At 40.3% G+C, this 22,949-nt stretch carries 19 protein-coding genes and 3 tRNA genes; 13 read left to right on the top strand and 9 right to left on the bottom strand.

The features are described 5' to 3' along the window. Positions 1-227: 227 nt before the first annotated feature. The 7 genes from MSKOL_RS07315 (at position 228) to MSKOL_RS19920 (ending at position 8,959) form a co-directional block, all read left to right on the top strand. Entirely contained in the window at positions 228-1,223 is a 996-nt protein-coding gene (locus MSKOL_RS07315) for a hypothetical protein (protein WP_048119881.1), read from the top strand. A gap of 683 nt (positions 1,224-1,906) precedes the next feature. Then, positions 1,907-2,188, top strand: a complete 282-nt coding sequence (locus tag MSKOL_RS07310) for a DUF3795 domain-containing protein (protein WP_048119879.1) — start codon at positions 1,907-1,909, stop codon at positions 2,186-2,188. 170 nt (positions 2,189-2,358) lie between these two features. After that, a complete protein-coding gene (locus MSKOL_RS07305) occupies positions 2,359-3,378 on the top strand; it encodes a hypothetical protein (RefSeq protein ID WP_048119877.1) in 1,020 nt (339 codons plus the stop codon). A 1,287-nt stretch (positions 3,379-4,665) separates the two neighbouring features. Then, positions 4,666-5,124, top strand: coding sequence for a hypothetical protein (locus tag MSKOL_RS07300; protein WP_048119875.1), 459 nt, complete (start codon positions 4,666-4,668; stop codon positions 5,122-5,124). Between the two features lie 607 nt (positions 5,125-5,731). After that, complete coding sequence (locus MSKOL_RS07295; protein ID WP_048119873.1) at positions 5,732-7,276, top strand: nitrogenase component 1; 1,545 nt, start codon at positions 5,732-5,734, stop codon at positions 7,274-7,276. 12 nt (positions 7,277-7,288) lie between these two features. After that, the gene (locus MSKOL_RS07290; RefSeq protein ID WP_048119871.1) at positions 7,289-8,638 is read left to right on the top strand and encodes a nitrogenase component 1; all 1,350 of its coding nucleotides are present in this window, start codon (positions 7,289-7,291) and stop codon (positions 8,636-8,638) included. A gap of 180 nt (positions 8,639-8,818) precedes the next feature. After that, positions 8,819-8,959, top strand: a complete 141-nt coding sequence (locus MSKOL_RS19920; RefSeq protein WP_156150991.1) for a class I SAM-dependent methyltransferase — start codon at positions 8,819-8,821, stop codon at positions 8,957-8,959. A gap of 354 nt (positions 8,960-9,313) precedes the next feature. Here the strand turns inward: MSKOL_RS19920 and pdxS are convergent, their stop codons facing one another. From pdxS to MSKOL_RS07260, 6 genes are all read right to left on the bottom strand, one after another. Next, a complete protein-coding gene (pdxS, locus tag MSKOL_RS07280) occupies positions 9,314-10,210 on the bottom strand; it encodes a pyridoxal 5'-phosphate synthase lyase subunit PdxS (protein ID WP_048154803.1) in 897 nt (298 codons plus the stop codon). 231 nt (positions 10,211-10,441) lie between these two features. Beyond that, positions 10,442-11,734: an O-acetylhomoserine aminocarboxypropyltransferase/cysteine synthase family protein gene (locus MSKOL_RS07275; protein ID WP_048154799.1), complete on the bottom strand. Its 1,293-nt coding sequence runs from the start codon at positions 11,732-11,734 to the stop codon at positions 10,442-10,444. Further along, positions 11,727-13,109, bottom strand: a complete 1,383-nt coding sequence (gene pscS / locus MSKOL_RS07270; RefSeq protein ID WP_048154796.1) for an O-phospho-L-seryl-tRNA:Cys-tRNA synthase — start codon at positions 13,107-13,109, stop codon at positions 11,727-11,729. The genes MSKOL_RS07275 and pscS overlap by 8 nt, the downstream gene beginning before the upstream one ends. A gap of 12 nt (positions 13,110-13,121) precedes the next feature. After that, positions 13,122-13,193 (bottom strand) — tRNA-Cys (locus tag MSKOL_RS19915). A gap of 387 nt (positions 13,194-13,580) precedes the next feature. Next, positions 13,581-13,651, bottom strand: a tRNA-Cys gene (locus tag MSKOL_RS07265). 550 nt (positions 13,652-14,201) lie between these two features. Next, a complete protein-coding gene (locus MSKOL_RS07260) occupies positions 14,202-14,666 on the bottom strand; it encodes a hypothetical protein (protein WP_048154794.1) in 465 nt (154 codons plus the stop codon). A 171-nt stretch (positions 14,667-14,837) separates the two neighbouring features. On the opposite strand from MSKOL_RS07260, the gene MSKOL_RS07255 reads away from it, so the two are divergent. Then, a complete protein-coding gene (locus tag MSKOL_RS07255) occupies positions 14,838-15,251 on the top strand; it encodes a hypothetical protein (protein ID WP_156150990.1) in 414 nt (137 codons plus the stop codon). Between the two features lie 105 nt (positions 15,252-15,356). On the opposite strand, the gene MSKOL_RS07250 is transcribed toward MSKOL_RS07255, so the two are convergent. The 3 genes from MSKOL_RS07250 to MSKOL_RS07240 form a co-directional block, all read right to left on the bottom strand. After that, positions 15,357-15,686 carry a NifB/NifX family molybdenum-iron cluster-binding protein gene (locus MSKOL_RS07250; RefSeq protein ID WP_048154788.1) on the bottom strand — a complete coding sequence of 110 codons (330 nt, stop codon included), beginning with the start codon at positions 15,684-15,686 and terminating at the stop codon, positions 15,357-15,359. Between the two features lie 528 nt (positions 15,687-16,214). Next, the gene (locus MSKOL_RS07245) at positions 16,215-17,213 is read right to left on the bottom strand and encodes a GNAT family N-acetyltransferase (protein WP_048154784.1); all 999 of its coding nucleotides are present in this window, start codon (positions 17,211-17,213) and stop codon (positions 16,215-16,217) included. A gap of 252 nt (positions 17,214-17,465) precedes the next feature. Further along, positions 17,466-17,536 (bottom strand) — tRNA-Cys (locus MSKOL_RS07240). A 532-nt stretch (positions 17,537-18,068) separates the two neighbouring features. Here MSKOL_RS07240 and MSKOL_RS07235 point away from each other — a divergent pair. The 5 genes from MSKOL_RS07235 to MSKOL_RS07215 all read left to right on the top strand — a co-directional run bounded on the left by MSKOL_RS07235 (position 18,069) and on the right by MSKOL_RS07215 (position 22,789). Next, positions 18,069-19,061, top strand: a complete 993-nt coding sequence (locus MSKOL_RS07235) for a radical SAM protein (protein ID WP_048154781.1) — start codon at positions 18,069-18,071, stop codon at positions 19,059-19,061. A gap of 242 nt (positions 19,062-19,303) precedes the next feature. Next, positions 19,304-20,122 (top strand): ATP-binding cassette domain-containing protein, encoded by an 819-nt coding sequence (locus tag MSKOL_RS07230; RefSeq protein WP_048119850.1) that lies wholly within the window; start codon positions 19,304-19,306, stop codon positions 20,120-20,122. Positions 20,123-20,128: 6 nt separating this feature from the next. Continuing rightward, the gene (locus MSKOL_RS07225) at positions 20,129-20,833 is read left to right on the top strand and encodes a GTP-binding protein (protein ID WP_048154779.1); all 705 of its coding nucleotides are present in this window, start codon (positions 20,129-20,131) and stop codon (positions 20,831-20,833) included. Then, on the top strand, positions 20,833-21,501 hold the full coding sequence (locus tag MSKOL_RS07220) for a (Fe-S)-binding protein (protein ID WP_197078853.1): 669 nt from the start codon (positions 20,833-20,835) through the stop codon (positions 21,499-21,501). Before MSKOL_RS07225 ends, MSKOL_RS07220 begins: the two co-directional genes overlap by 1 nt. A gap of 43 nt (positions 21,502-21,544) precedes the next feature. Further along, positions 21,545-22,789, top strand: a complete 1,245-nt coding sequence (locus MSKOL_RS07215) for a methanogenesis marker 16 metalloprotein (RefSeq protein ID WP_048154776.1) — start codon at positions 21,545-21,547, stop codon at positions 22,787-22,789. The last annotated feature ends 160 nt before the right edge of the window (positions 22,790-22,949 follow it).

The following is a 22,949-nucleotide window of genomic DNA, read 5'->3' as shown; positions in this document are numbered from 1 at the left end:
GAGTTGTCAAAAACACAACTACTAATTCAAATGAAAATGAAAAACACAACCAGTAACTGATAGTTGAAATGAAATAATTGCAAATAGCGCTTGTCTAATATAGAGACTATCCAAAAAACGATAACGGGATGCTGAAAAAGTAAATATTTTTTTATCCGTTTTTCTTTTTTCCTTCACACTGCTAATTAGCAGCAATATTGATGTAGTTTTCCAGTATTACATCTCTTATGGGGATTAATGTGGGAAACAAAACAATATATCTATCACTTGCTTTGATTTTCCTCATAAGTTTTACATCAATAGCAAATGCTGGCAAAGAGACTAGGGTCGTAGCTTCGAGGCTAACATTGGATTTATCAATCTACGGCAACATTGTTACATGGGCTGAGACTACTACTGACACAGCGTGGATGTATAACCTGACTACCGGAAACATAACCAGACTAGGACATGCAGGAAATAGCCCAGTTATCCAGGGAGATAAAATTACATGGTGGGATTATGATAAAAATATAATTGTGTACAACATTTCCACTGGCAAAGAGATTAAAATTGTTGGTGCGAATACGCCCTCGATCTATGGTGATAATGTTGTGTACGTAAGGTCAAAATATGAGGACGGTCAGCCTGCCTCTCATCAAAATGATGAATCTAACAGTTTGTACTTATACAATCTCAGCACCAATGAAGAAACTCAGCTAACTCCGTATGAACATGCTCGATTTTATCCTTCTATTTACGGGAATAAGATTGTATGGGGACGGGCAAATCAGGTAAATTCAGGTGAATGGAGTTCAAACATTTCCATATACGACATACCCACAAAAAGAGTAAGTGACATCAGTAGAACTGGTACAGCAGCAGGAGGTGAAATTTACGGAAATATTGTTGTGTGGGTAGAACAAAAAAATGAGTCAAGGGATATCTACATGCGAGATATTGCCAAGCATGAAACACGTCAAGTCACTTTCGATAACAATTCTACCAGTGCGGATATATATGGTGATAGGATAGTGTGGGAAAGAGAATACTGGATAGGAAACAACTTTTCAAGTGACATTTATATGTACAATATCTCAACCAATGAGACAACTCGTATTACAAACAGCACTTGTGCTGGTGATCCTGCAATTTATAACGACAAAATTATATATGTAGATACACGCGATGATCCAGAATCCCAGGAATACAGAGATATCTATTTGTATAATCTTTCAGCTTGAAATTCTAAGGCGAAAGCTCTTTTCTTTTTAGGACGGAATATAAAACTAGAAGGTTCTCAGCTAAGTTGTAGTTGCAAATATTTCTCATTTTTTTCTTTTAATTCCCGGCAAAAATCTTGCGAGTTGTAATTAAATTGGTGATGTGGTACTTTACATATTAGACATATCTCTTTTGATAAACGTGGAGCAATCGTCAATTTAAAGGACAAGGCCGGATGTAGATGAGTTGTATTTGGAGAAAATAAGAAATTTAGAGTGCAGAAAAAACAAGAATAGAAGAGAAATAAATAAGCATTTATTTACTCTTAACCTAAGCTTTTCCTCACGATCCATAGTATTCTTTTACGATTTTGTTATTTCATTGGCTGCGGTTTCACAGCTGACAAAAAGGGTTTTGCATAATTTTGACGGTAAGAATTGACTTCCTATCTCATTCTTAGTAAGATTTTGAAGATCTGAGTATGAAAAAGAAAGTAACTTTTGAAATATAAGAATACTTTCAGCTTACTTGGCAAAGAATAATGAATTTGAGATAGCTTTTGTAAGTAAAGGTGAATGCAATAGTATTGAGATTCAAATGACTGATAAATCTACTCAACGTTTTGAATAATTTAGAACAGTTACTCACCTTAAACAACAAAATTTGCTTATAACTACTGAAATTGTTTACGGAAGGTATAAAGATGATCTGTGTATGTGGAGCAAATTGTGAAGGATGTACTCATCTGAATAACGACTGTGTCGGTTGTGATGCAGTTGAAGGCAAGGTTTATTGGGCCCAGTATATCGGTGCTGATATCTGCCCTGTTTATAAATGCGTTAAGGAAAAAGATTATCAAAATTGCGGCGGTTGTTCGCAAATCCCCTGCGAACTTTGGATTTCTTTAAAGGATCCTTCCTTGAGTGAAGAGGAACATCAAAAATCAATTCAAGGTAGGGTTTCCGTCTTAAAAGGACTAAGGTAAACTTCAGATCAAAATTAAATCTGAAAAAGTGTCATAAAAGATATAGGGATAGCATGCTTGGAGACTATAATTTTGTTTTAAAACAATAAATAACCCTCATTCTTCTTTCTTTTCCCCCATATTGCTAATGAGCAGCAATGTTGATGTAGTTTTCCAGTATTATATCCTTTATGGGGATTAATGTGGGGAATAAAATTATACATATAGGGCTTGCTTTGATTTTTCTTATAAGCTTTACATCAATAGCAAATGCTGGCAAAGAGACTATGATTATAAGTTCGAGGCTAACATCGAGTCCATCAATCTATGGCAACATTGTCACATGGTCTGATACTTTTGGTAACATGGTTGGCATGTATGACTTGACTACTGGAAACATAACCGGATTGGGATATGCACAAAATAGCCCATCTATTCAGGGAGATAAAATTACATGGTGGGATGGTGGAAGCGTGATCGTGTATAACATTTCCACTGGTAAAGAAACTAAAATCGATAATACGAGTACACCAGCGATCTATGGTGATAATGTTGTGTACGTAAGGTCAAAATATGTTGATGGTCAGCCTGCATATTATCAAAACGCTGAGTATAACAGTTTATATTTATACAACCTTAGCACAAGTGAAGAAGTTCAACTAATTCCATATACACATGATCTATTTGGTACGCATCCTCGGTGGGGTTTTTCTACTTACGGAAATAAAATTGTGTATGGACGGATGAATCGGGTAAATCCAGGCGAATATAGTGCAAATATTTCCATATACGACATACCTACAAAGAGAATAAGTGACATCAGCAGAACCGGTAGAGCAGGTGGCGGTAAAATTTACGGAAACATTGTCGTGTGGATAGAATATAAAAATGAATTAATGAATGTAATGGATGTCTATATGCGAGATATTGCTAAGCATGAAACACGCCAAGTCACTTTTGATGGCAATTCGACCAATCCAGATGTATATGGTGATAGAATAGTGTTGGAAAAAAAATACAGAGGAGGAGAAAAATGGTCGAGTGACATTTACATGTACAATATCTCAACTAACGAGACAACTCGTATTACTGACAGCACTTATGCAAGAGAGCCTGCAATTTACGAAGATAAAATCGTATATATAGACTCACGAACTGACCCAGAACACCGGGAAAACAGAGATATCTATTTGTATAATCTTTCAGCTTGAAACTCTAAGGCGAAAGGCTCCTTTCTTTTTAGGGCGGGGTATAAAAACTAGAAGGTCCTAGATAAGTTGCAGTTGCAATATTTCTCATTTTTTTCTTTGGCTATTTCCTAATGTACGAAAATTGTCCGAGATTTATGTACCGTTCACGTTTGATGGGGTAATAAAAAGATTTAGGTTCCTATAGTCCTTAACCTGACAGTTTTTCTATTTTTGTTTCTTTTATTGTTTCTTGTGAAGCGTCTTAATATGTTTTTAACATTTTTCCAGGCGCGTTTTTAGAGGAAATTGTTCGAATTACAGTTTGTCTTGCGATGTGCTTAGTTTTCAAAGAGCAGACTAAAGTGTCCTTCCATACGGGTTGTCCAGCCAAGTCAAAGGCAATGGACTTAAGATACACTTCCCAAGGTGTCCATGAGTTCGAATCCCCTCTCTCAAATTAAACTTATGGATTATAGGTATCCTGAAAAATAGATCCTCAGGATTTTAGAAAGTATATTCCGTAAGTTTTTCTAAACTGAAAATTACAGTCTTAAAAAAGGTAGTTGTATCGTAAAAAATAATTTTAGCAAAATTCCTTTAAAAGTATACAACTGTGAAATTTTAATTAACTAACCTAGTGTCATGGCAACTTAGTTATGATACTTCAATACATAGACAATACTTCATCTTTAGTCCCGTTCTTAATTATAATAATCCATAACTAAATTGCTTAGATACTAGTATATCTGTCTTTTAATCCTTGTATTTCGATCTCGAAATTACTTTTAATCATCCCACTATACTGTGATTTGTCCCGCTCGACAAAGGAGAGCGGCATTTTCAAAAAAAGTAGACAAAACAAAAAGTAAAAGTGACAAAGAACTGTACTTTTTCTCCTCTCTATTACTAACTGCTTCTTTCTTCTTTTTCTCCTTTTTCACAGGGCCGCCAGGCTAGCTGGCGGAGACGTTCTATATTAGCCATGAATTAAAGTAGGTTTTCGGGTTAAATAAAACAATTTCTCAAGTCAAGAAGTGTTTTATCTCATCTTGTTACCTGCAATTCTGTTTTCAGGTTATTTCACTGTCTATTCTGTATCAGGGACTCTTTATATTCAATTTTTTATATATACTACTGCTTTTTATATTTTATTTGAAAAACTTAAACTATATTTACAAACATGAACTTTTAAATTTGTGCAATGATCAATGAGTTAGCTATTGAATAATTGATTCATTTTTTGAACAGACATTAGTAAACAGCAATCTACTATCAGAAATACCATTTTAGTTTGGTTTCAGGAAGGATATGGTGAATAAAAACTTAATACGCAATATCTTAATATTTCTTTTAGTTTTAGCTATATTGTTTGTTGAGATTAAGGAAAACAGCAACTCTTCCCAAGCAGAAGACGGGTTAAAAATAGTGTCAGCCACAGAAGTTTTAGGTCCTATTGATAGTGCAAATAATACAAGCATACAGGCCTTTAATTACGATTTTGTCTTATATAACGAGAAAAATGGGGAAATTCATCTGGATTCTGTTGAACCGATTTTTACAAAAGATATTTTAGCAAGAGTACTAACTGAGAATCATGAGATAATTGGTAACAAAACCATAAGTCCCAATTCTACAATTTCTGTCAAAGGGCAAGTTGAATTTAACGCTTCAGGCTTTTCTAAAGAACAAATCTTGAACTTAAACTACATTAACGGTATCAATGTTACATCAACAAAAACTCTCCTTTTTCCTAAAAGAGATTCTTAAGAATATCTTCATGATCTTTATTTTATTGTTTCAAGTCTCTTTTTTCTTATCTCTATTGCGATCTCTTTCTCCTTTTTTTACAGGGCAGCCAGACTAGCTGGCGGAGGCGTTCTATATCAGCTGTGAATTAAAAATCGGTTTCTGGAGTTAAGTAAAACAACTCCTCTAACCTTCGAATCGAGACGTTTTCCTTCAGAATCTTATATTTCTACCTGCGATATCGGTTTTCAGGTCACTATTTTCTTAAACGGCAGGCAGGCCTCTAGGCCGTGCGGCGTAGTGAGGAAAAACTTAAAAATTCCTATCCGGCTCGGGTCTGGATAAACAAGTTAATCCGGAACCGGAACAAATCTTGTCAACATTCAGGATACTGAAGCCGGATATCATTCAGAGAAATCTTATTCATCCGTATCCGGTTCAAAATACCAAATTATTTCCAAACTTTCTTTTTTGCCGCAAAAATTAGGATAATGAGAAACTAGATCACATTTTTGCTGATTTCCCGATTTATATATTCATTAATGCGAATGGAGGAGGTGATGTCAAGAGCAAAACACACTGGAGACAAACTAACTACGAAAAACAGGTCTCTTACGGAGTAATACTAATGTCAGGAACAGAACTTACTGAAAATGAACTTATCGAGGATAGAATCGACCTATCACGGGCTACATGTCCCAACAGGGAACAGAGGGCAAACGGTATTAACGTCTGGTATGGAAAAGCAAGCGATCTTGCAAAAGAAGCCCGTTCAGGCTGCCTGAGGCAAAGAGAACGGAATTTTCAGCAGTCAAGTGGTTGTGTTCTGAACTTCTACCTTTCAGTAAGGATCGGAACAATCCGTGACGCCGTAGCTATATATCATGCACCTGTCGGCTGCTCGTCTGCAGCACTCGGCTACCGTGAACTCTACAGACACGTGCCTGTTGAACTTGGCCGTCCTGCAAATTACGACCTCCACTGGATGACAACAAATCTCGGCGAAAGAGATGTGGTCTACGGTGCCGGTGAAAAGCTCAGGGAAGCAATAAAGGAAGCCGAGAGACGGTACAATCCTAAAGCGATCTTTATACTTACGTCCTGTACTTCAGGAATAATCGGAGAGGACATAGAAGGGGTTGTCTCACAGGTCCAGCCCGAGATAAAAGCAACAATAGTCCCTATTCACTGTGAGGGCTCACGATCAAAACTTGTCCAGACAGGTTATGATGCCTTCTGGCATGCAGTCTTAAAATACCTCGTCAAAAAACCGGAAAAGAAACAGAAAGATCTGATAAATGTAGCCAGTATGCTCTCCTACACCTGGCAGGACAGACTGGAAATAAAGCGCCTGCTGGGAAAAGTCGGTCTTAGAGTTAACTTCATCCCTGAATTCGCCTCTGTGGAGCAGTTTGAACAACTTTCCGAAGCTGCAGTTACTGCACCCCTGTGCCCGACTTACACTGATTATCTTGCACGTGGACTTAAGCAAGAATATGGAGTTCCTTATTTCCTCTATCCCTCACCAATGGGAGTTGCTCACACCGATGAGTGGCTGAGGGAAATCGGGAGGCACACTGGAAAAGAAAGGGAAATAGAAGCCCTGATCAAAGAAGAACACGAAAAATGGCTTCCAAAACTCAAGGCAATCAGGCAGGAATTTGAAAATTTCAAAGGCAATGGAGAGAAAGTAGAAGTTCTGGGTGCACTTGGGCAGGGAAGACTTCTGGCTCAGGTCCCGTACTTTGATGAAATTGGACTTAAATCCTCAGCTGCAATGTGCCAGGACTTTGACAACCTCATCCTTAAGGACCTTGAAAAATTGCTCGCCCAGATGGGGGACTTTGACATTCTGGTAAATACCTTCCAGGCCGCAGAACAGACACATATAACAAACCATAGAAATCCCGATATCGCAATGACCTGCCCGTTCCAGGGAGGGGCATTCAAGCGCGACAAGGGTGTAACAAGGGTGCATGCCTTGAGGTCCGATGCACATCCCTGGAGTACCCAGAGCGGCTATACGGGAGCGATTGCATTTGGAAACTTCCTTTTGCAGTCACTAAAAAGCCATTCATATCAGCGGACTATGAAAGAAAAGACGCTGAGTACATATAAAGACTGGTGGTACAAACAGCCAAATTCGCTGTATTATCTTAAAGCAGAGGAGTAAATAGGTGTAATTATGGGAATAAGTGAACCTTTAGAGACAAATAATGTTATATCAGGTGCTATTGAAGCACCACGTTACTCCTGCGCACTCGCAGGGGCTTATTCAACTGCAGTAGGGATATTTGGAGTTGTTCCCATACTCCATTCCGGGGCAGGATGTGGAATAGGGCAGCTTTTTGGTCAATTTTACGGTGGTGGCCAGAACGCTGGAGGCCCTTACGGTGGAACAAGCACCCCGTGTTCCTCTTTAGTTGAGGAACATGTAATTTTCGGCGGCGAGAAAAAACTTGAAGCGCTTATTGAATCAACGGTAGAACTTGTAAATGGAGAAGTATTTGCAGTCATCTCTGGCTGTGTCCCTTCACTTATAGGAGATGATGTGGGAGCCGTTATCAGAAGATATAAAGAAAAGAATCCTGAGGTTCCAATCATACATGTAAATACTTCAGGCTTTGCAGGGACATCATACGACGGCTACGAGTACTTTTTCGACGCTGTGATCGACCAGCTCCTTGAAAAGGCTCCGAAAGAAAAAGGATTGGTAAACGTTTTCGGTATAGTGCCTTCACAGCACATATTCTGGAAGGGCGAAGCAAGGGAGATAAAAACCCTGCTTGAAAAAATAGGCTTGAAGGCAAATCTGATTGTAGGAGAATTTGAAGCACTTGAGAACCTGAAAAAAATTCCGGCTGCTGAATATAATATTGTCCTCTCAAGCTGGATAGGGCATAAAACGGCAGAGAAACTCGAAGAAAAGTTCGATACTCCTTATATCTCCTTCCCAGGGGTACCAATAGGACCAAAACAAACCTCGGAATTCCTGAGGGTCATAGGAGAAAGGTTAGATGTTTCAGCCGATGTCATTGAAGACCTGATTGCCAGAGAGGAAAAGCGAGCCTACAGATTTGCAGAATTTGTTGGCGATATACTCCTGATCACCAGGCCGCATCCTTATTTTGCGGTTGTCGCTGACAGTAATTCGGCTGTAAGCATTACAAAATACCTTGCAAACGAGATGGGTTATCTACCTGATATTGTTCAGATAACAGATAATCCACCTGAAGAAGCCCGTAAACTGATAAACGAGGAATTGACAACCGACCTTGAAACCCCTGCCTGGCCTGAAATAATATATGAAGTGGACGCATACAGGATTCGGGAAAATTTAAAAGACAGAAATTTCCTGTTCCTGCTGGCAAGTTCTCTTGAAACTCCTATATCCGGTCCGGAGTTTAATGCCCTACATTTGACGGTTTCATTCCCTTCATATAACCGCGTGATACTTGAACACAATTACGCAGGGTTCAGTGGAGGGCTCACTTTAGTGGAAGACGTTATGAGTACATACGCAGGGCCTCTTTGATTATTGCTTCTGAGAATACTCCTCTGTGAGCATAATCTCGATGAGTGGATCTACTCCTTTTTCCACTCAATTTTAAATTTGGGAATTTTATCCTCCGTTTTTTCCTTTATCCTTGACTTTTTTAAAGCTGGGAAGGACAGGAGTTGAAGCAATAAGCCAGCGGACGCTTTCCTGGTGACTATGGGACTTGATCATAGCGTAGCAAATGCAGTTGATTTTGGATGTGGTTATGGAACTGTTGTCATACCTGCGTTAAAGTTGATAAAAGGGACAATGTATGCCATTGATATTGAAGAAAAAATGATAAAAAGAGTCACCTAAAGGGCAAACAATGAGAATCTAAAAAACGTAAAAATAATTCTCTGTGACTTCACTCTTGAAGATTCCGGACTGGAAAATCAGAGTGTGGATTATGGAATGCTTTGTAACATCCTTCATGCAGAAAAACCAGAAAGGCTTCTAAATGAAGCCTAACGTATCTTAATTTCAGGAGGTAAATTAGGCGTTATACACTGGAACTATGATCCAGAAACTCCACGGGGTCCGCCAATGGCTATACGGCCCAGACCCGAACAGCGCATTAAATGGGCTTCTGACGTGGGATTTAAATTCATTCGAGAAGTGAAATCCGGATGATGTAACTGAGGAGTCCTAAGTGGATTTTTACCGGGATTTTTACCAGCCGCGTTCCTGAAGGGCTTCCTGTTCAGGGATCGTGTCTGCGCTGATACCTTTCATGCCTGCGCCCACGCCTTTTGAGATTTCTGCGAGTTTTGCAGGGTTGTCAAAGTTGTTTACGGCTTCAACAACGGCTTTTGCCATTTTCTCAGGGTTTTCGGCTTTGAAAATGCCTGAACCTACAAAGACCCCGTCTGCACCAAGGCGCATCATAAGTGCTGCATCCGCAGGGGTTGCAACTCCACCGGCTGCAAAGTTTACCACAGGCAGTCGCTGCATTTTTGATGTTTCGACTACAAGTTCTATCGGAGCTTCGATTTCCCTTGAAACCATAATCAGCTCTTCTTTAGTCTTCCCGGCAAATGCACGGATTTCGCCCTGAATCTGCTTCATGTGCTTAACTGCCTGGCTTACATCTCCGGTTCCAGCCTCTCCTTTAGTTCGGATCATGGCTGCTCCTTCGTTAATTCTCCTGAGGGCTTCTCCTAGGTTTCTGGCACCGCAGACAAAAGGCACGGTGAATTGCGTTTTGTCTATGTGGAAGTAGGGGTCAGCGGGGGTCAGGACTTCAGACTCGTCCACCATGTCAACACCGAGAGCTTCTAAAATTTCGGCTTCGACAAAGTGCCCGATCCTGGCTTTTGCCATTACAGGAATTGTAACCGTATCAATAATCTGCTGGACAATTTCAGGGTCGGCCATCCGGGCAACCCCACCCGCTTTTCTTATATCTGCTGGAACAGCCTGGAGGGCCATAACAGCAACTGCTCCAGCTTCTTCTGCGATCCTGGCCTGTTCCGGGTTTGTAACATCCATGATTACACCCCCTTTCTGCATTCTTGCAAAGCCCCTTTTGATAAGTTCGGTCCCATGTCGTAATTTTTCAAAGTCCATGAATGTCATCCTTGTAACTCAGTTAAATATTTTAAAAGAAGTGGACAGAAGTTGATAAAAGTTGATAGAAGTTGATAGAAGTTGATAAAAGTTGATATGACAAAGTTAATTGACAAAGCAAAATTACTGAAAATAAACAGATGAGTTTTACCTCATCAATTTACAGCGTTTTTAATGCCTTTTGTAGCCTTAAGATCTAATAGCCTTGGTACCAGAGAACACAAATTAAAGTTACACTTTCTCAAGAGCCTGTCCCAGATCTGAGATTATATCTTCTATATCCTCAGTACCTATGGAAAGGCGTATGTAATCTGGCTTAACCCCATTTGCTTCCTGCTCTGCCGGGGTTAATTGCTGGTGTGTGGTACTTGCTGGGTGGATAACAAGACTTTTGGAATCTCCTATATTCGCAACGTGTGAAAGCAGCTTAACAGAGTTAATAAACTTTTTACCTTCTTCCACGCCACCCTTTACACCAAACCCTATTAATCCACCATAACCACCTTTGAGATATCTGGATGCAAGTTCATGGCTTGGGTGATCCGGCAAACCTGGATAATTGACCCACGAGACTTTCGGATGTTTTGAGAGGTATTCTGCCACTTTAAGTGCATTTTCCGAGTGCCTCTGTATCCTCAGATGCAGTGTTTCAAGTCCCTGAAGCAGCAGGAATGAATTAAAAGGTGAAATCGCAGCACCTGTATCTCGAAGGAATTGCAGCCTTGCTTTGTAGACAAATGCTACGTTCCCAAGCCCAGGGAAGTCTGAAAATGTGTCCCAGTATTTCAGGCCGTGATACTCTGGATCAGGATCTGTGAATTCCGGGAACTTACCGTTATTCCATGGGAACTTTCCGGAATCGACTATAGAACCGGCAATTGAGTTTCCATGCCCGCCAATGTATTTGGTTGCTGAATGCACAACGATATCAACTCCATGTTTAATAGGCCGGACAAGCCCTACAGCACTTGTGTTGTCTACGACAACCGGAATTCCGGCTTTATGAGCAATGTCTGCAATTGCCTCAAAATCTGGGACATCAAGCTTCGGGTTACCCAGTGACTCAATATAAACAGCCCTGGTTTTCTCATTAATGGCTTTTCGGTACGCTTCTACATCAGTTGAATCTACAAATATTACTTTTCTTCCCAGTTTGGGGAAAGTGTATCTAAAAAGTTCGTAGGTTCCGCCGTAAAGATTGTTTCCGGATACTATTTCGTCCCCGACTCTAGTAATAGTTAACAGAGCATAGGTTATTGCTGCTGAACCTGATGCAACTCCAAGGGCTCCAGTTCCGCCTTCAATGGCAGCGATGCGCTTTTCAAACACATCAGTAGTGGGGTTCATTATACGGGTGTAGATGTTGCCAAGCTCTTTGAGCCCAAAACGATTGGCTGCCTGATCTGCATCTTTGAATGCATACGAGGTAGTCTGATATATAGGTACTACAAGTGCTCCTGTAGCTGGATCCGGGTTCTGTCCGGCGTGAAGGGCAAGTGTTCCTAATTTATAGTTATTAGTCATTGGAATTCTTCTCCTTGTTTACCTGAAGGTCATATTTTTCAGCGATTTCCTGGAATGTGTCTACGACATAGCGAACTTTCTCCCACGAAAGCCCGTATGTATTAAGTTTCCAGACTCTTGTGGCTCCTGCAAATTCTCCGACAATACCCTTTTTTGAAAGTTCGTCTGAAAGGAAGAAACCTCTGCGTTTATTTTTCTGCGCTACAAGATCGAAGCTATTTATGGTGTCAACTTTGGAAAGAGTATGTTTGCGTGGATACTCTGAGACGACTTTACTGCCTTCAATAGCGAGCAAGCCATCGATCAGATAATTCGATTTTTTCAATTCGTCTTCCCAATTCTTTACTCTCTCCTTAACTGTAGGGAATGAAGCCATCATGCCTAGCAAAGTTGAACCCATCAGTGTGCAGCCAAGCATCTCGACTTCTTTTACTCCAAATTTGCGTTTGGTTAGATCGCCAGTCATCTGAGTTGTGCGGAATATCCTGGGAGCCCATTCTTCAGTTGTTGCCAGTACTCCAGACGGTGCAGGGGATGCCATGCTTTTGTGGCCTGAACCTACAACAAAATCCGCACCGATATCTTTTCCATCAACCGGCCTGACGCCAACAGTATATGCCCCGTTATACAGGAAAGGAATGTCATACTGGTGGGCAACTTTTGCAATGCCTTTTACATCGTGCTCGTTTGCATACTGGTAATCAAAGTGGTCGATCATTACCAGTACAGGTAATTTACCTGTTTCCTGCTTAACCGCTTCAATTTTCTCAGCAGTAGCATCTGCAGTCACAATATTGTGTTCGTTTAAGGGAACTTCTCGAACTATTCCTCCTGCTCCTTCTACTGCAAGGAATTCTGTATAATGAGCAAGAGCCGAGACTATTACGGAATCACCTTTATTGACCAGAGATGATGTCACTGCCTGGAACCCTCTCCTTGCACCTGGCACTACTCGAGCCACATCCATGTTAACGAAGCTTGCAAGTTGTTCATGAAAGGGAGCAATAGGTGGACTGCTTATTTTATCAAGCCTGAAAGGTTTGCGGCAGGCATCACAGGTGGAATAGCCGTCGCCATATGCTATGAGAGCTTTTCGTGCTTCGGGTGTAAGCCTTCCTGCTGCCTGGATTGGCTGTATATTGATGTTTGTTTCTTCTCTGGACCGGATATCAATATTATCAGCTATTTTTCTTACTTCCGGGGTTCCGGTATCATTTTCGATATCATCCAGAAATTTTCTGACCTTATTTACACTTTCTTTAATGGTGTTTTCTTCTTCTGGGCTTTTGGTATTTGGAAGCCTTTGTCTAAGGATCTCCCTAATATCTTCAAGGGCAAAAAGTGCCTCAAATGTTTTCTGTGTTCTTATATCCATATACTACCCCTAAGCTGAGACCCGGAATCGAACCGGGATATAATGGAGTTGCAGTCCATCGCGTAGCCTTTCCGCCATCTCAGCATCTTTTGTTACTTTGTTACTTTGCTACTTTGCACTCTTATTCCGCAGATGTACACAAATTGAGGGGTTATCTGCCCAGTATCCTGTTTAACTGATACCGATTTATGGGGGCTATACCCATTTGATAAACGGGTATTCTTTTGTGGACTTCTGCGGAAAGTACGCTGTTGACTAAGTTGTGAGTTATATGAGTCGTTTTTATCTGTTCGTCTATACATGATTCATAAAGGGAATTCAACCACATTTTGATTGTTATGCGTACTTCACAATTGTGAAGTCAGCGTTTGCAATTCATTATAACCTTTATTTGTTCCTCCTTCAGGCTAAATGCGCCTTAAAATTTTTTTGTTAAAAGCTTCCCTGTCTATATTCACAAGAAAACTTTTAAGCCAGAGCCTGGAATCGAACCGGGATAAATGGATCTGCAGTCCATTGCGTAGCCTTTCCGCCACTCTGGCACCACTATTCACAATTGTGAATTGGCAACACATCATACTCGTTTTTAATATTTAAACCTGCTTTTTGAGGCAAAAAATACCTTTTACTTCAAAGAGAACCTGTAATTTTTCTTCATAAGTTTTCTGCTCGTATTGATAGAGAACCTATAAGCACAGTAAATTACTGCACGGTATCTATACAATGCTAGCAGAAATATTTTTTAAAAGGTTACAGCAAGCTATAGTGTTCAAAAAAGAAGGAGAAATGAATAATGGACAAGAGCAGTTACAAGAAATTTATTTGAAACCCGATTACTATTGGTTAATGATATGATGCGGAAAAGGTGAAAAAAAATTATTAACAACATGTGTCAAAAGAGCTGGTACAATAATATATGGAGCTCCTATAGTTTGGTCTTTTTTCGTATAAATATTCAGAAATCGTGATTCGAAATGCTGTTTATTTTTAATGGTTGATTAGTTAAAATGAGGGTTTTTTTCGAAAATATTTTGTTGCAGCAAATTTTCAAACAAAAAAGAAAATAGGAGGTTAGGGATTTTATAATCTCAATCAACAACAGTATGAGGAAGTTAATGTTTCGGTTATATTTGGAAACACAGGGTGAGTTAATGTATTATTGGACTCTGTGACAAAGTTCCCATATAACCCTGGATCTTTTCTATTTTCTGCTCTTAGCTGTCCGCGCATTTTTATCCCTGTGCCTGAAATGTGATATCTATTGAATATCCGCCACACTCTGGATTTTCCTTCTTCAAGGAGATCGTTCTCATTTTGAGAAATCTTCTGTTCAATCACATCAAGAGGGCTGGTTATAACTTCAGGAGATACATACTCTACTGCAAGAAGTATATGATATACCATATGCAGGAGAATGTGGAACCCAGTTAGATCAAGAGCTTCCCAGAATATTTCAACCGTAAGCTCATCTTCAAACTCTCGCCATACTTCTTCAGCAATATTTTCATTTAGATCGAGGGCAGAATTTCCTGTTCCGTCAACGATCTCTCCTTTCATACTTTAACCTTATTGAATTCATGCTTTTACCTTCTTCAAATTAGTCTATCTGTTCTGTTTTTTTCCATTTTACCTATCTTTTCAGCTCTTTTTTCGATTGTCATCACACTCGTGAACTGACAAAACATCCTATTCATTATTAATATTTAAATTTCGTTTTTAAGGCAAAAAGTGCCTGCAAATTATCAATATCCGCAGATTGAGGATGTAAATTGCCTGTTTGATAGAAAAAAGCAGTTGTGCAACCTCTCCGATTTCAACAAGAATAGAGATCATTCTCCAGATTATTCTCCAGATTATTCTCCAGATTATTCTCCAGATTATTCTCCAGATTATTTTTCAGATTATTTTCCAGATTATTTTCCAGATTATTTTCCAGATTATTTTCCAGATTATTTTCCAGATTATTTTCCAGATTATTTTCCAGATTATTTTCCAGATTATTTTCCAGATTATTTTCCAGATTATTTTCCAGATTATTTTCCAGATTATCTTCCAGATTATTTTCCAGATTATTCTCCAGATTACTCTTGCAGGTTCAAGAGATTAAAAAGGAATTACTGTGGCTCAAAAATAAGTTTATAATGTTTTGGTATCTGTAATTTTTCAGATATGGAAAGTCATTATATTTGCCAAACATTAGTGAATCATAATTCGGAAATAAGGTGACTTGGATCTGTTTAACCCTGATTATTCAGCTTCAGATATACTTTTTAAAGCTTCGTCAATAAAGTAGGGAGCTTCAACTGGTTTAATTCCTTTTTTCCTTAATTCTTCTCGCGGCCTGCTGCCAATTCTGGAGCAAAGCAAAGCTTCACAGTCAGATATCAAAGAAATTGTTCTGATTAAAACATCATCGGCATGCCCTTCATCCGCTGAGCCACATAAAGGCATAGTCTCTCTAACTTCTAAGAATTGTATTTTACCACAATCATCAATCTCAAATATAAAAAACCTGGATGCTTTTCCAAAATGCTGGTTGATAACTTTACCATCAGTTGAAACGATAGCGACCTTCATTTTTTCATCCCCATCTTTCTTGTTTAAAAGTAAAAATATAAATTTTATCTGTTTATATTTTAAACAAAATTTGTTTTTATTAATTGTATACAGTTATATGCATTAGTGATACACCTGAAGAAAGGAGAAAAACATTAATTATAATCTCCGCAAAGTGTTCCTGGTTTTTGATTTTTTCGTGTATGATTATTTTTTGGGATCTTCTGGATTTTCTGATTTTCAACAACAACTCAAAAAATCAAATTGCGGGCGGCCACCCCACCCTAAAGGATGGGGTATGCTTCGGGCCGCCCGCCCGGTTACTTGGAGACAGATGATTAAGTATCCTTTAACAAGGTTTCCTTAACATAAGTGATTGAAATTTTGACCCTCGGTTTCCTATCAGATTTGATGTATCTATAAAAGGAAGCTATGGTTTAGATATTCAAAGAGAAATACGAAGAGGCGAGGGTTCACTTCATCCCCAATCTAAAGAATGGGGTATTCGTGACCCTCTGCGCTCCCGTTGTAATAACCCCAATTTTTATATTAAGTCGCTACTTTATATAAGGCCTTGAGAATTGAATATTTCTTGTTCTCTAAGGTTACACTGTAGTAAGGAACGAGTTTAGGAGAAAAACCCATAATATAATCCGCAAACCTTGGAACATTTCCTGCCATGACATTCATGTATTCGAAATTTCTGGACTGCAAGTCGAGGAACTCATTATAGTAAAGGAGAGCATTTGATCCTCTCAGGTTAAAAGCCGGATTCCGGGCAGAAGACCAGCCAATCGTACTTTCTTTTCCGTAAAGAGTCAAATGCGCTGCAACGGCTTCTCCTTCTGGAGTTTCGGATATAAGCATGTAACCGATATCTTTTTTTTGAATAAGGTCAAAAACCTTTTCGAAAAACCTTTTGGGTAGTGGTGGTTTGAGATTCTGCCTCTCATATGTTTTGGAAAGCAGACTATAATAAGTTTCAAGGTCATTCCATATCTTTGTCTCAAGCCCTGCCTTTAATACAGACTTGAGGTCCTTCCTTATTGTCCTTGAGATCTTATTATCAACATTCTCCTTCAGATTCAGGTGATGGGTGTAATGGACCTTTGAGTCCCAGCCATTCCAGGTAAACGGTCTGATATCCTCAATTCCCGGAGAGAATCTCAGGTGAATACTATCAAAACCCTGTCTGCACAGAAACTTCCTGAGTGCATCAAAGATTTCGTGAGTTTCCTGCGCTTTTTTATTTGCTCTGGTGCTGGAACTTTCTTTGATAAGAGGTCCGCAGTAGTCAATCATATTACTGGTCGAAGATGCCATCTTGAGGATTCCTTTGAAGTTCCTGACAAATAGAGGGCATCCACCTACAAGCTCATCATCGTTTCTGAAACAACCGTAGAATCTAAGGTCCTTTGAAAGAACATTTCTGTAAGTTTCCAGCCAGTCACTTGTATGAAAAAGTGTACCCGGTTGAGTTTCTTGCACAAGCAAATCCCATTCTCTGTATTCGGATGGTACCAATTCTCTAACTTCAATTTCAGTCATTTTGAATCCCGTTGAATAAAAGTTCGTTTTTCTCATAGTAGATTCAAACTTACACAGTTGAAATACGAAAAATCAATAGTACCAGATTTAAGTTGCTAGTATCAGATTTCGGTTGCTTAAATATCAACATACTAAATAAGGTTGGGAGTACCTGATTTTACTATTAGTGTACTTTTGTTTAAATCTCCCGGAGTAAAAATCCTAAACTTTCTTACTAAAAGTTTTCTGATAGAGTTTATGAGAACACTTTTAAGCCAGAGCCTGGAATCGAACCGGGATAAATGGATCTGCAGTCCATTGCGTAGCCTTTCCGCCACCCTGGCACCGGCATTCACAATTGTGAATGAGCAAATCATCATACTTATTCCTAATATTTAAACCTGCTCTTTGAGGCAAAATATGCCTTTTAAGGAACTTTGCGGAAAAGAGGATTTGAAATTTTAATTTTGAAGTTTGGTTTATTATGTTTGCAAGGGAACTTCCAAGACAGATATTGTTATTATATTTGTAAGAGAACTTCCAAGACAGATATTGTTATTATATTTGCAAGGGAACTTCCTAGACAGATATTGAAACCGAACCGAAATAAAATAGACCTTTCTATTTTAATATTCACATTTTATAATTAATTGGAATCGATCATAAGCTTTTTATTCACAATTGTTAATATTGCACAGTTCACAATTGTTAATCAATTTAGCTTACTATTGTATTCACAATTGTTAATCAATTTAGCTTACGATTGTATTCACAATTGTTAATCAATTTAGCTTACGATTGTAAACACTACTATTAGTATACGGTAACTGTACTGAGCAAATTCACTGAGCATTTTGCTTTCTGAAGTGCATAATTATGGACAACGAACTGAATACAAATATTAAGGCAGCTCTGTTAAGCATAGGAAGTGTTCAGGTAGATGATTCTCTTTTTCCTGACAAGCTTGAGAGCAAGGCTACAGCCGGACCCGGAGCAGGTGGCACTTCAATCTTTTTGAAGTCTGGAAACCGAAGGGTGAGGCTTACAATTAATGATGCATCTCCTTTGCGTTTAGTACCGGAAGATGAGCATGTGGTAATTGTTAAAGGCAATGATGTAGTTGCCAGGGGAGCACTTGAACGTCCGCTTTGTCACTGTCCAGAACAGGCATACATTACGTTATCTGAAAAATGTGTGTATGATTGCCAGTTTTGTCCGGTACCGAAAATCCAGGGCGGAATTAAGGATAGTACAAAGGTTCTGAAGATGGTTGAGGAAGCTTATGCAACAGGCGAACTGAAGGCAATTTCCCTTACCAGCGGTGTAGCTGTTTCGCCAAAGACAGAAATCCAGAGGGCGGCAAGTATCATAAAGCAACTTACGCGTGAGTACGATCTTCCAGTAGGTGTCTCGGTCTATCCCACGACAGGTTCGTCAGAAGAACTTTATTCTGCAGGCGCATGTGAGATAAAATACAATGTTGAAACTATGGACCCTGAGCTTTTCAGGCGCTTCTGTCCTGACCTCTCGCTCTACAATGTTCTTGATGCTCTCGACAGTGCAGTGAATGTTTTCGGAAAAAATAGGGTTTCTTCGAATTTTATAATTGGCCTTGGGGAAAGTGACGAAACTGTCCAAAAGGGCATCAAGCTCCTTACAAGCCGATGCATAATTCCAATTCTAAGACCTATTTCTCCCAGCCCACTAAGAAAAAATGTGAAGATCACAAGGCCAGACACTGCACGGCTTTTAAAACTGGGAGGTATGCTGAAAGATATGCTTGACCGTGAGTCGCTCTGTGTCGATAAATCGCGAACAATGTGTCTTCTATGTACTGGCTGTGACCTGACACCTAATAAAGATATTTGAGCACATAGAATCAATTCAGCACAATTTTGAGGAGCAGATTACTGTTTTTCATATAAATCTTGCAATAATTTCCTGAGATTTTTATAGAGGGAAAATTGCAGGTTTGAATTAATCTATTCTTTCCACTATTTTTGATACTATTTCCTATAGAGGATATAATTTAATTAGTTCTTAGCTTTTAAGGATAATCTTAGCTATTTTGCGGAAAGAGTTATAAAGCACAAATCTTCACAATTGTGTATATGACGAAGCAATTCACTCTTATGGTTCAATCTGGGAAAAACCGATTTGGAGAAAAGGAAGGATTTGAAACCCTGGAAATAAGGCCAGGGGATACTCTTGCAATTGTAGGCCCAACTGGCTCAGGAAAGTCAGCTTTAATCAATGATATTGAAACTCTTGCGCAAGGAGATAGTATTACAGGCAGGCGAATCCTTATCAATGGCCAGGAGCCTCCTGAATCCTTCGTACGAGAGCCAGCCTTCAAACCCATCGCCCTGATAACCCAGAACACGCGTTGCCTGGCAGATCTTTCAGTCGAAGAATTTCTGTTAATGCACATCAGAGCACGGAAACCAGGCAGAGAAGACTTGCTTGAAGAAACAATAAAGCTTGCAAATACATTTACAGGTGAATCGATTAGCCTGAAAAGCAGGATGAGCGGGTTATCCGGAGGACAGACTCGCTCTCTAATGATCGCAGATGCCCTTGTAATCGGCGATACACCTATACTTTTGCTTGATGAGATTGAAAACGCAGGTATTTTTAAAGACCGCGTCATCCAGTCTCTCCAGGGGGGAAACAAGGCAGTAATCCTTGTAACACACGATCCTTATCTTGCTCTTACGGCAGATAGGCGTATAGTGATGAAACATGGCGGAGTTGCGTCTGTAATCGAATCCACAGGAGAGGAGCAGCCTCTTATTGCAGATCTTGCTTTAATCGAAGACAAGCTCCATCAAATAAGAGAAAAACTCAGACAGGGAGCTGATTTTTCGTCCGTTTCTTCAAAGGTTTTTATGACCCCAGCCAAACAAAGCCTCCAGTTTAACAGGGTGTGAGTCAAAATGAAACTTTTAATCGTCGCCGGTCCTCCAAGCGGAGGAAAAACCGCTGTCATTCGCCAGGTTATAAAGAATCTCCCGGAGGGGTCGCTTCCTGCCTTCCTGAAGATTGACGTTGTACATGCGACAGAAGACCAGGAGCTTGCAGAAGAGTTCGAGATTCCTGTCAAAAAGATCTATTCCGGAGACGTGTGTCCTGACCATATGGGAATTCTGGTGCTTGAAGATGCATTACGCTGGGCTGAAAGTCTGTCCAGAAACATCCTGATAATTGAAAGCGCAGGCCTCTGTCTCAGGTGTACTCCTTACACAACGTACTCACTTGGAATTGCAGTCGTCAGTGCGATCTCAGGAACAAACTCCCCTCTCAAAATGGCTCCTTTGCTTGCGCTTGCAGATGTAGCAGTCGTTACCAAGACTGATCTTGTGTCTCAGGCAGAAAAGGAAGTTTTCAGAGAAAGTATCCGAAAAGTTGTCCCGGAAATTGACATTGTAGAGACAAACGCAGTTCAGGGAACCGGTTTACGATACCTTATGAGGCGGATTGCCGATCACCCGGATATAGGACCTGATCAGATCAAGCTAAGAGGTGCTCCTCCGCTTGGTGTATGTACTGTATGTATAGGGAAAAAAGAAATCGGATGGAAAAACCACTTTGGAGTCATCAGGCCACTGGATATGCCAGAACCCTTATACAGAGGCGACTGATGATGAATAACTGGAATCCTCCGGGGAAAAACTGCGGAGCTTGCGGTTCTCAGACCTGTTCGGACTTTGTTTCCAGACTTGAAGCGGGATTAACAGAGCTGGATATGTGTCCATTCTATAGTATAGAAAACACCGTAGAAAAGACAGTGCGTCCGGAAAAAATCGTAAGCCTGAAAAACCTCGCTATTCAGGCAAGAAACACTTACTCCGGTGTGGATGTGGCTGGAAAAGAATACGACTTTGTTCTCCTTCCATTTCCGGATGAACCGTCAGCCCGGAAGTTTATAGTGCCCTTCAGGGCAGACCTTGTAGAAAAATGGGATATCAAAAAAGGAGACCTCGTAACTGGCCGTCCGGCAGGTCCAGGATGTCCGGTATATCATGCTTTAAGAGTTCTGAGCGCAAATCCGGTCACAGGCGTAATTGAATGCCATACCGTAGGTCCCATGGTTGCCAGAAAAGAAGATGCCCATGATATTCAGGCATACCATGTGCACGCTTTTGAAGGAATTGCCAGTACTATAAAGAGACCTCCTGTGTTCGGAACCCGTCAATATTTTCTGCCTGGCAACTGCATGATAGGACTTGCACATACGGCTCTTGTGAATATGTGTTTTCAAAAACCTTCTGGACTTCACGTTAGGCTTGAGGACATCAGGATATTATGAAGACTATTGAAAATGTTGAGACTATAGAAAAGGTTGGAAGACTATGAAAACGATTGAAGAAATAAATCAGAAGATTGCAAACAAAGAAGCTATAATCCTTACAGCTGCCGAGCTCAAGTCGATGGTTCGTGATGGGAAAGAGGTGACTGTTGATGACGTGGATGTAGTAACAACAGGAACGTTTGGCGTGATGTCAGGAACTATGGCAGTTATGATGGTGCCGGTAGCTGAAAAAAACAGTTTCGAGAGAGCGGATGCAATCTGGCTAAATGGTGTGCCTGCTCAACCAGGCCCCTGTCCGAACGAAAGGCTCGGGGTTGTAGACCTTGTGATAAACGGGACAGCACATGCAAATGACCAATACGGCGGAGGTCATCTTTTCCGGGACCTTGTAAAAGGGAAAACTATTGACGTGACGGTAGAAGCACACGGAAAACAATATGAAAACCAGGTTACGCTTGATGAGATCGAATTTGCCAGGATCATTACCACAAGGCTCGCGTTTAAAAATTACAATGCACTGATAAATCCCGCTTCTCCAACGATTAACACTATCTTCTCTGTGACAGGCCTGACAGGTCCATTTACGGAAACAACGGTCTCAGGATGCGGTGAAATAAATCCTCTGCAGAATGATCCTTCTCACAGGTCAATAGGCGTGGGTACAAGAGTTCTCTTAAATGGTGCACCAGGTTATATCATGGGAAAAGGGACCAGGGCCAGTCCTGATAAGCCAAACGTCTCAGCATATGCAGACATAAAAGATATGGACCCGACCATGATGGGAGGGATGAAAACAGCACACGGCCCTGAATGCCTGACCTCACTCGCAGTCCCTATCCCTGTCCTTGATGAAGAGATTCTTTCAGGATTAAAAATTCTGGACCAGAATGTCCCGCTACCAGTAGCAGACGTAAACGGGCGCACTGCACATGCAAAAGTGAATTACGGGAATGTATGGGGAGGCACTGATAAAGTTATTCGCGCCGAAAAAGATAGGTGTCTGCACCATCCAGACTGTGCCGCAATGCGCACCTGTCCCACAGAAGCGATTTCAAATGATTGCGCTATCAACAGAGATCTCTGCATCAACTGCGGAACCTGTACGCTCCAGTGTTCTGAAGGAGTATTCCTTGCAAGACTGGGGTCTATAGAACTGGCTGAAGGAACTGTCCCTATATCTCTGAGGCAGTCAGACAGGGCACGGGCAGAAAGGCTCTGTACAATGCTTAAGAACCGTATCCTGGAGCAGAAGTTCGTACCTACAAAGATGCTGGAACCTCTGTAATCAGTTGTAGAGTTATGAACTTACTCTGCAGTATGGAGATATGAACTTACTCTGGAATTACAGTGCTGATCTCACGTCAGTCAATGCTGATCTCATGTCAGTCAATAATGTTACAGAAAACAGGTTACAAAAGCAGTTCAAAAATTACTGGAAAACTTCA

Origin of the sequence: Methanosarcina sp. Kolksee (assembly GCF_000969945.1) — an archaeon.
GTDB lineage: Archaea > Halobacteriota > Methanosarcinia > Methanosarcinales > Methanosarcinaceae > Methanosarcina > Methanosarcina vacuolata.
The sequence above is the reverse complement of the archived record's forward strand: the minus strand, read 5'-3'. Positions and strand labels throughout refer to the sequence as shown.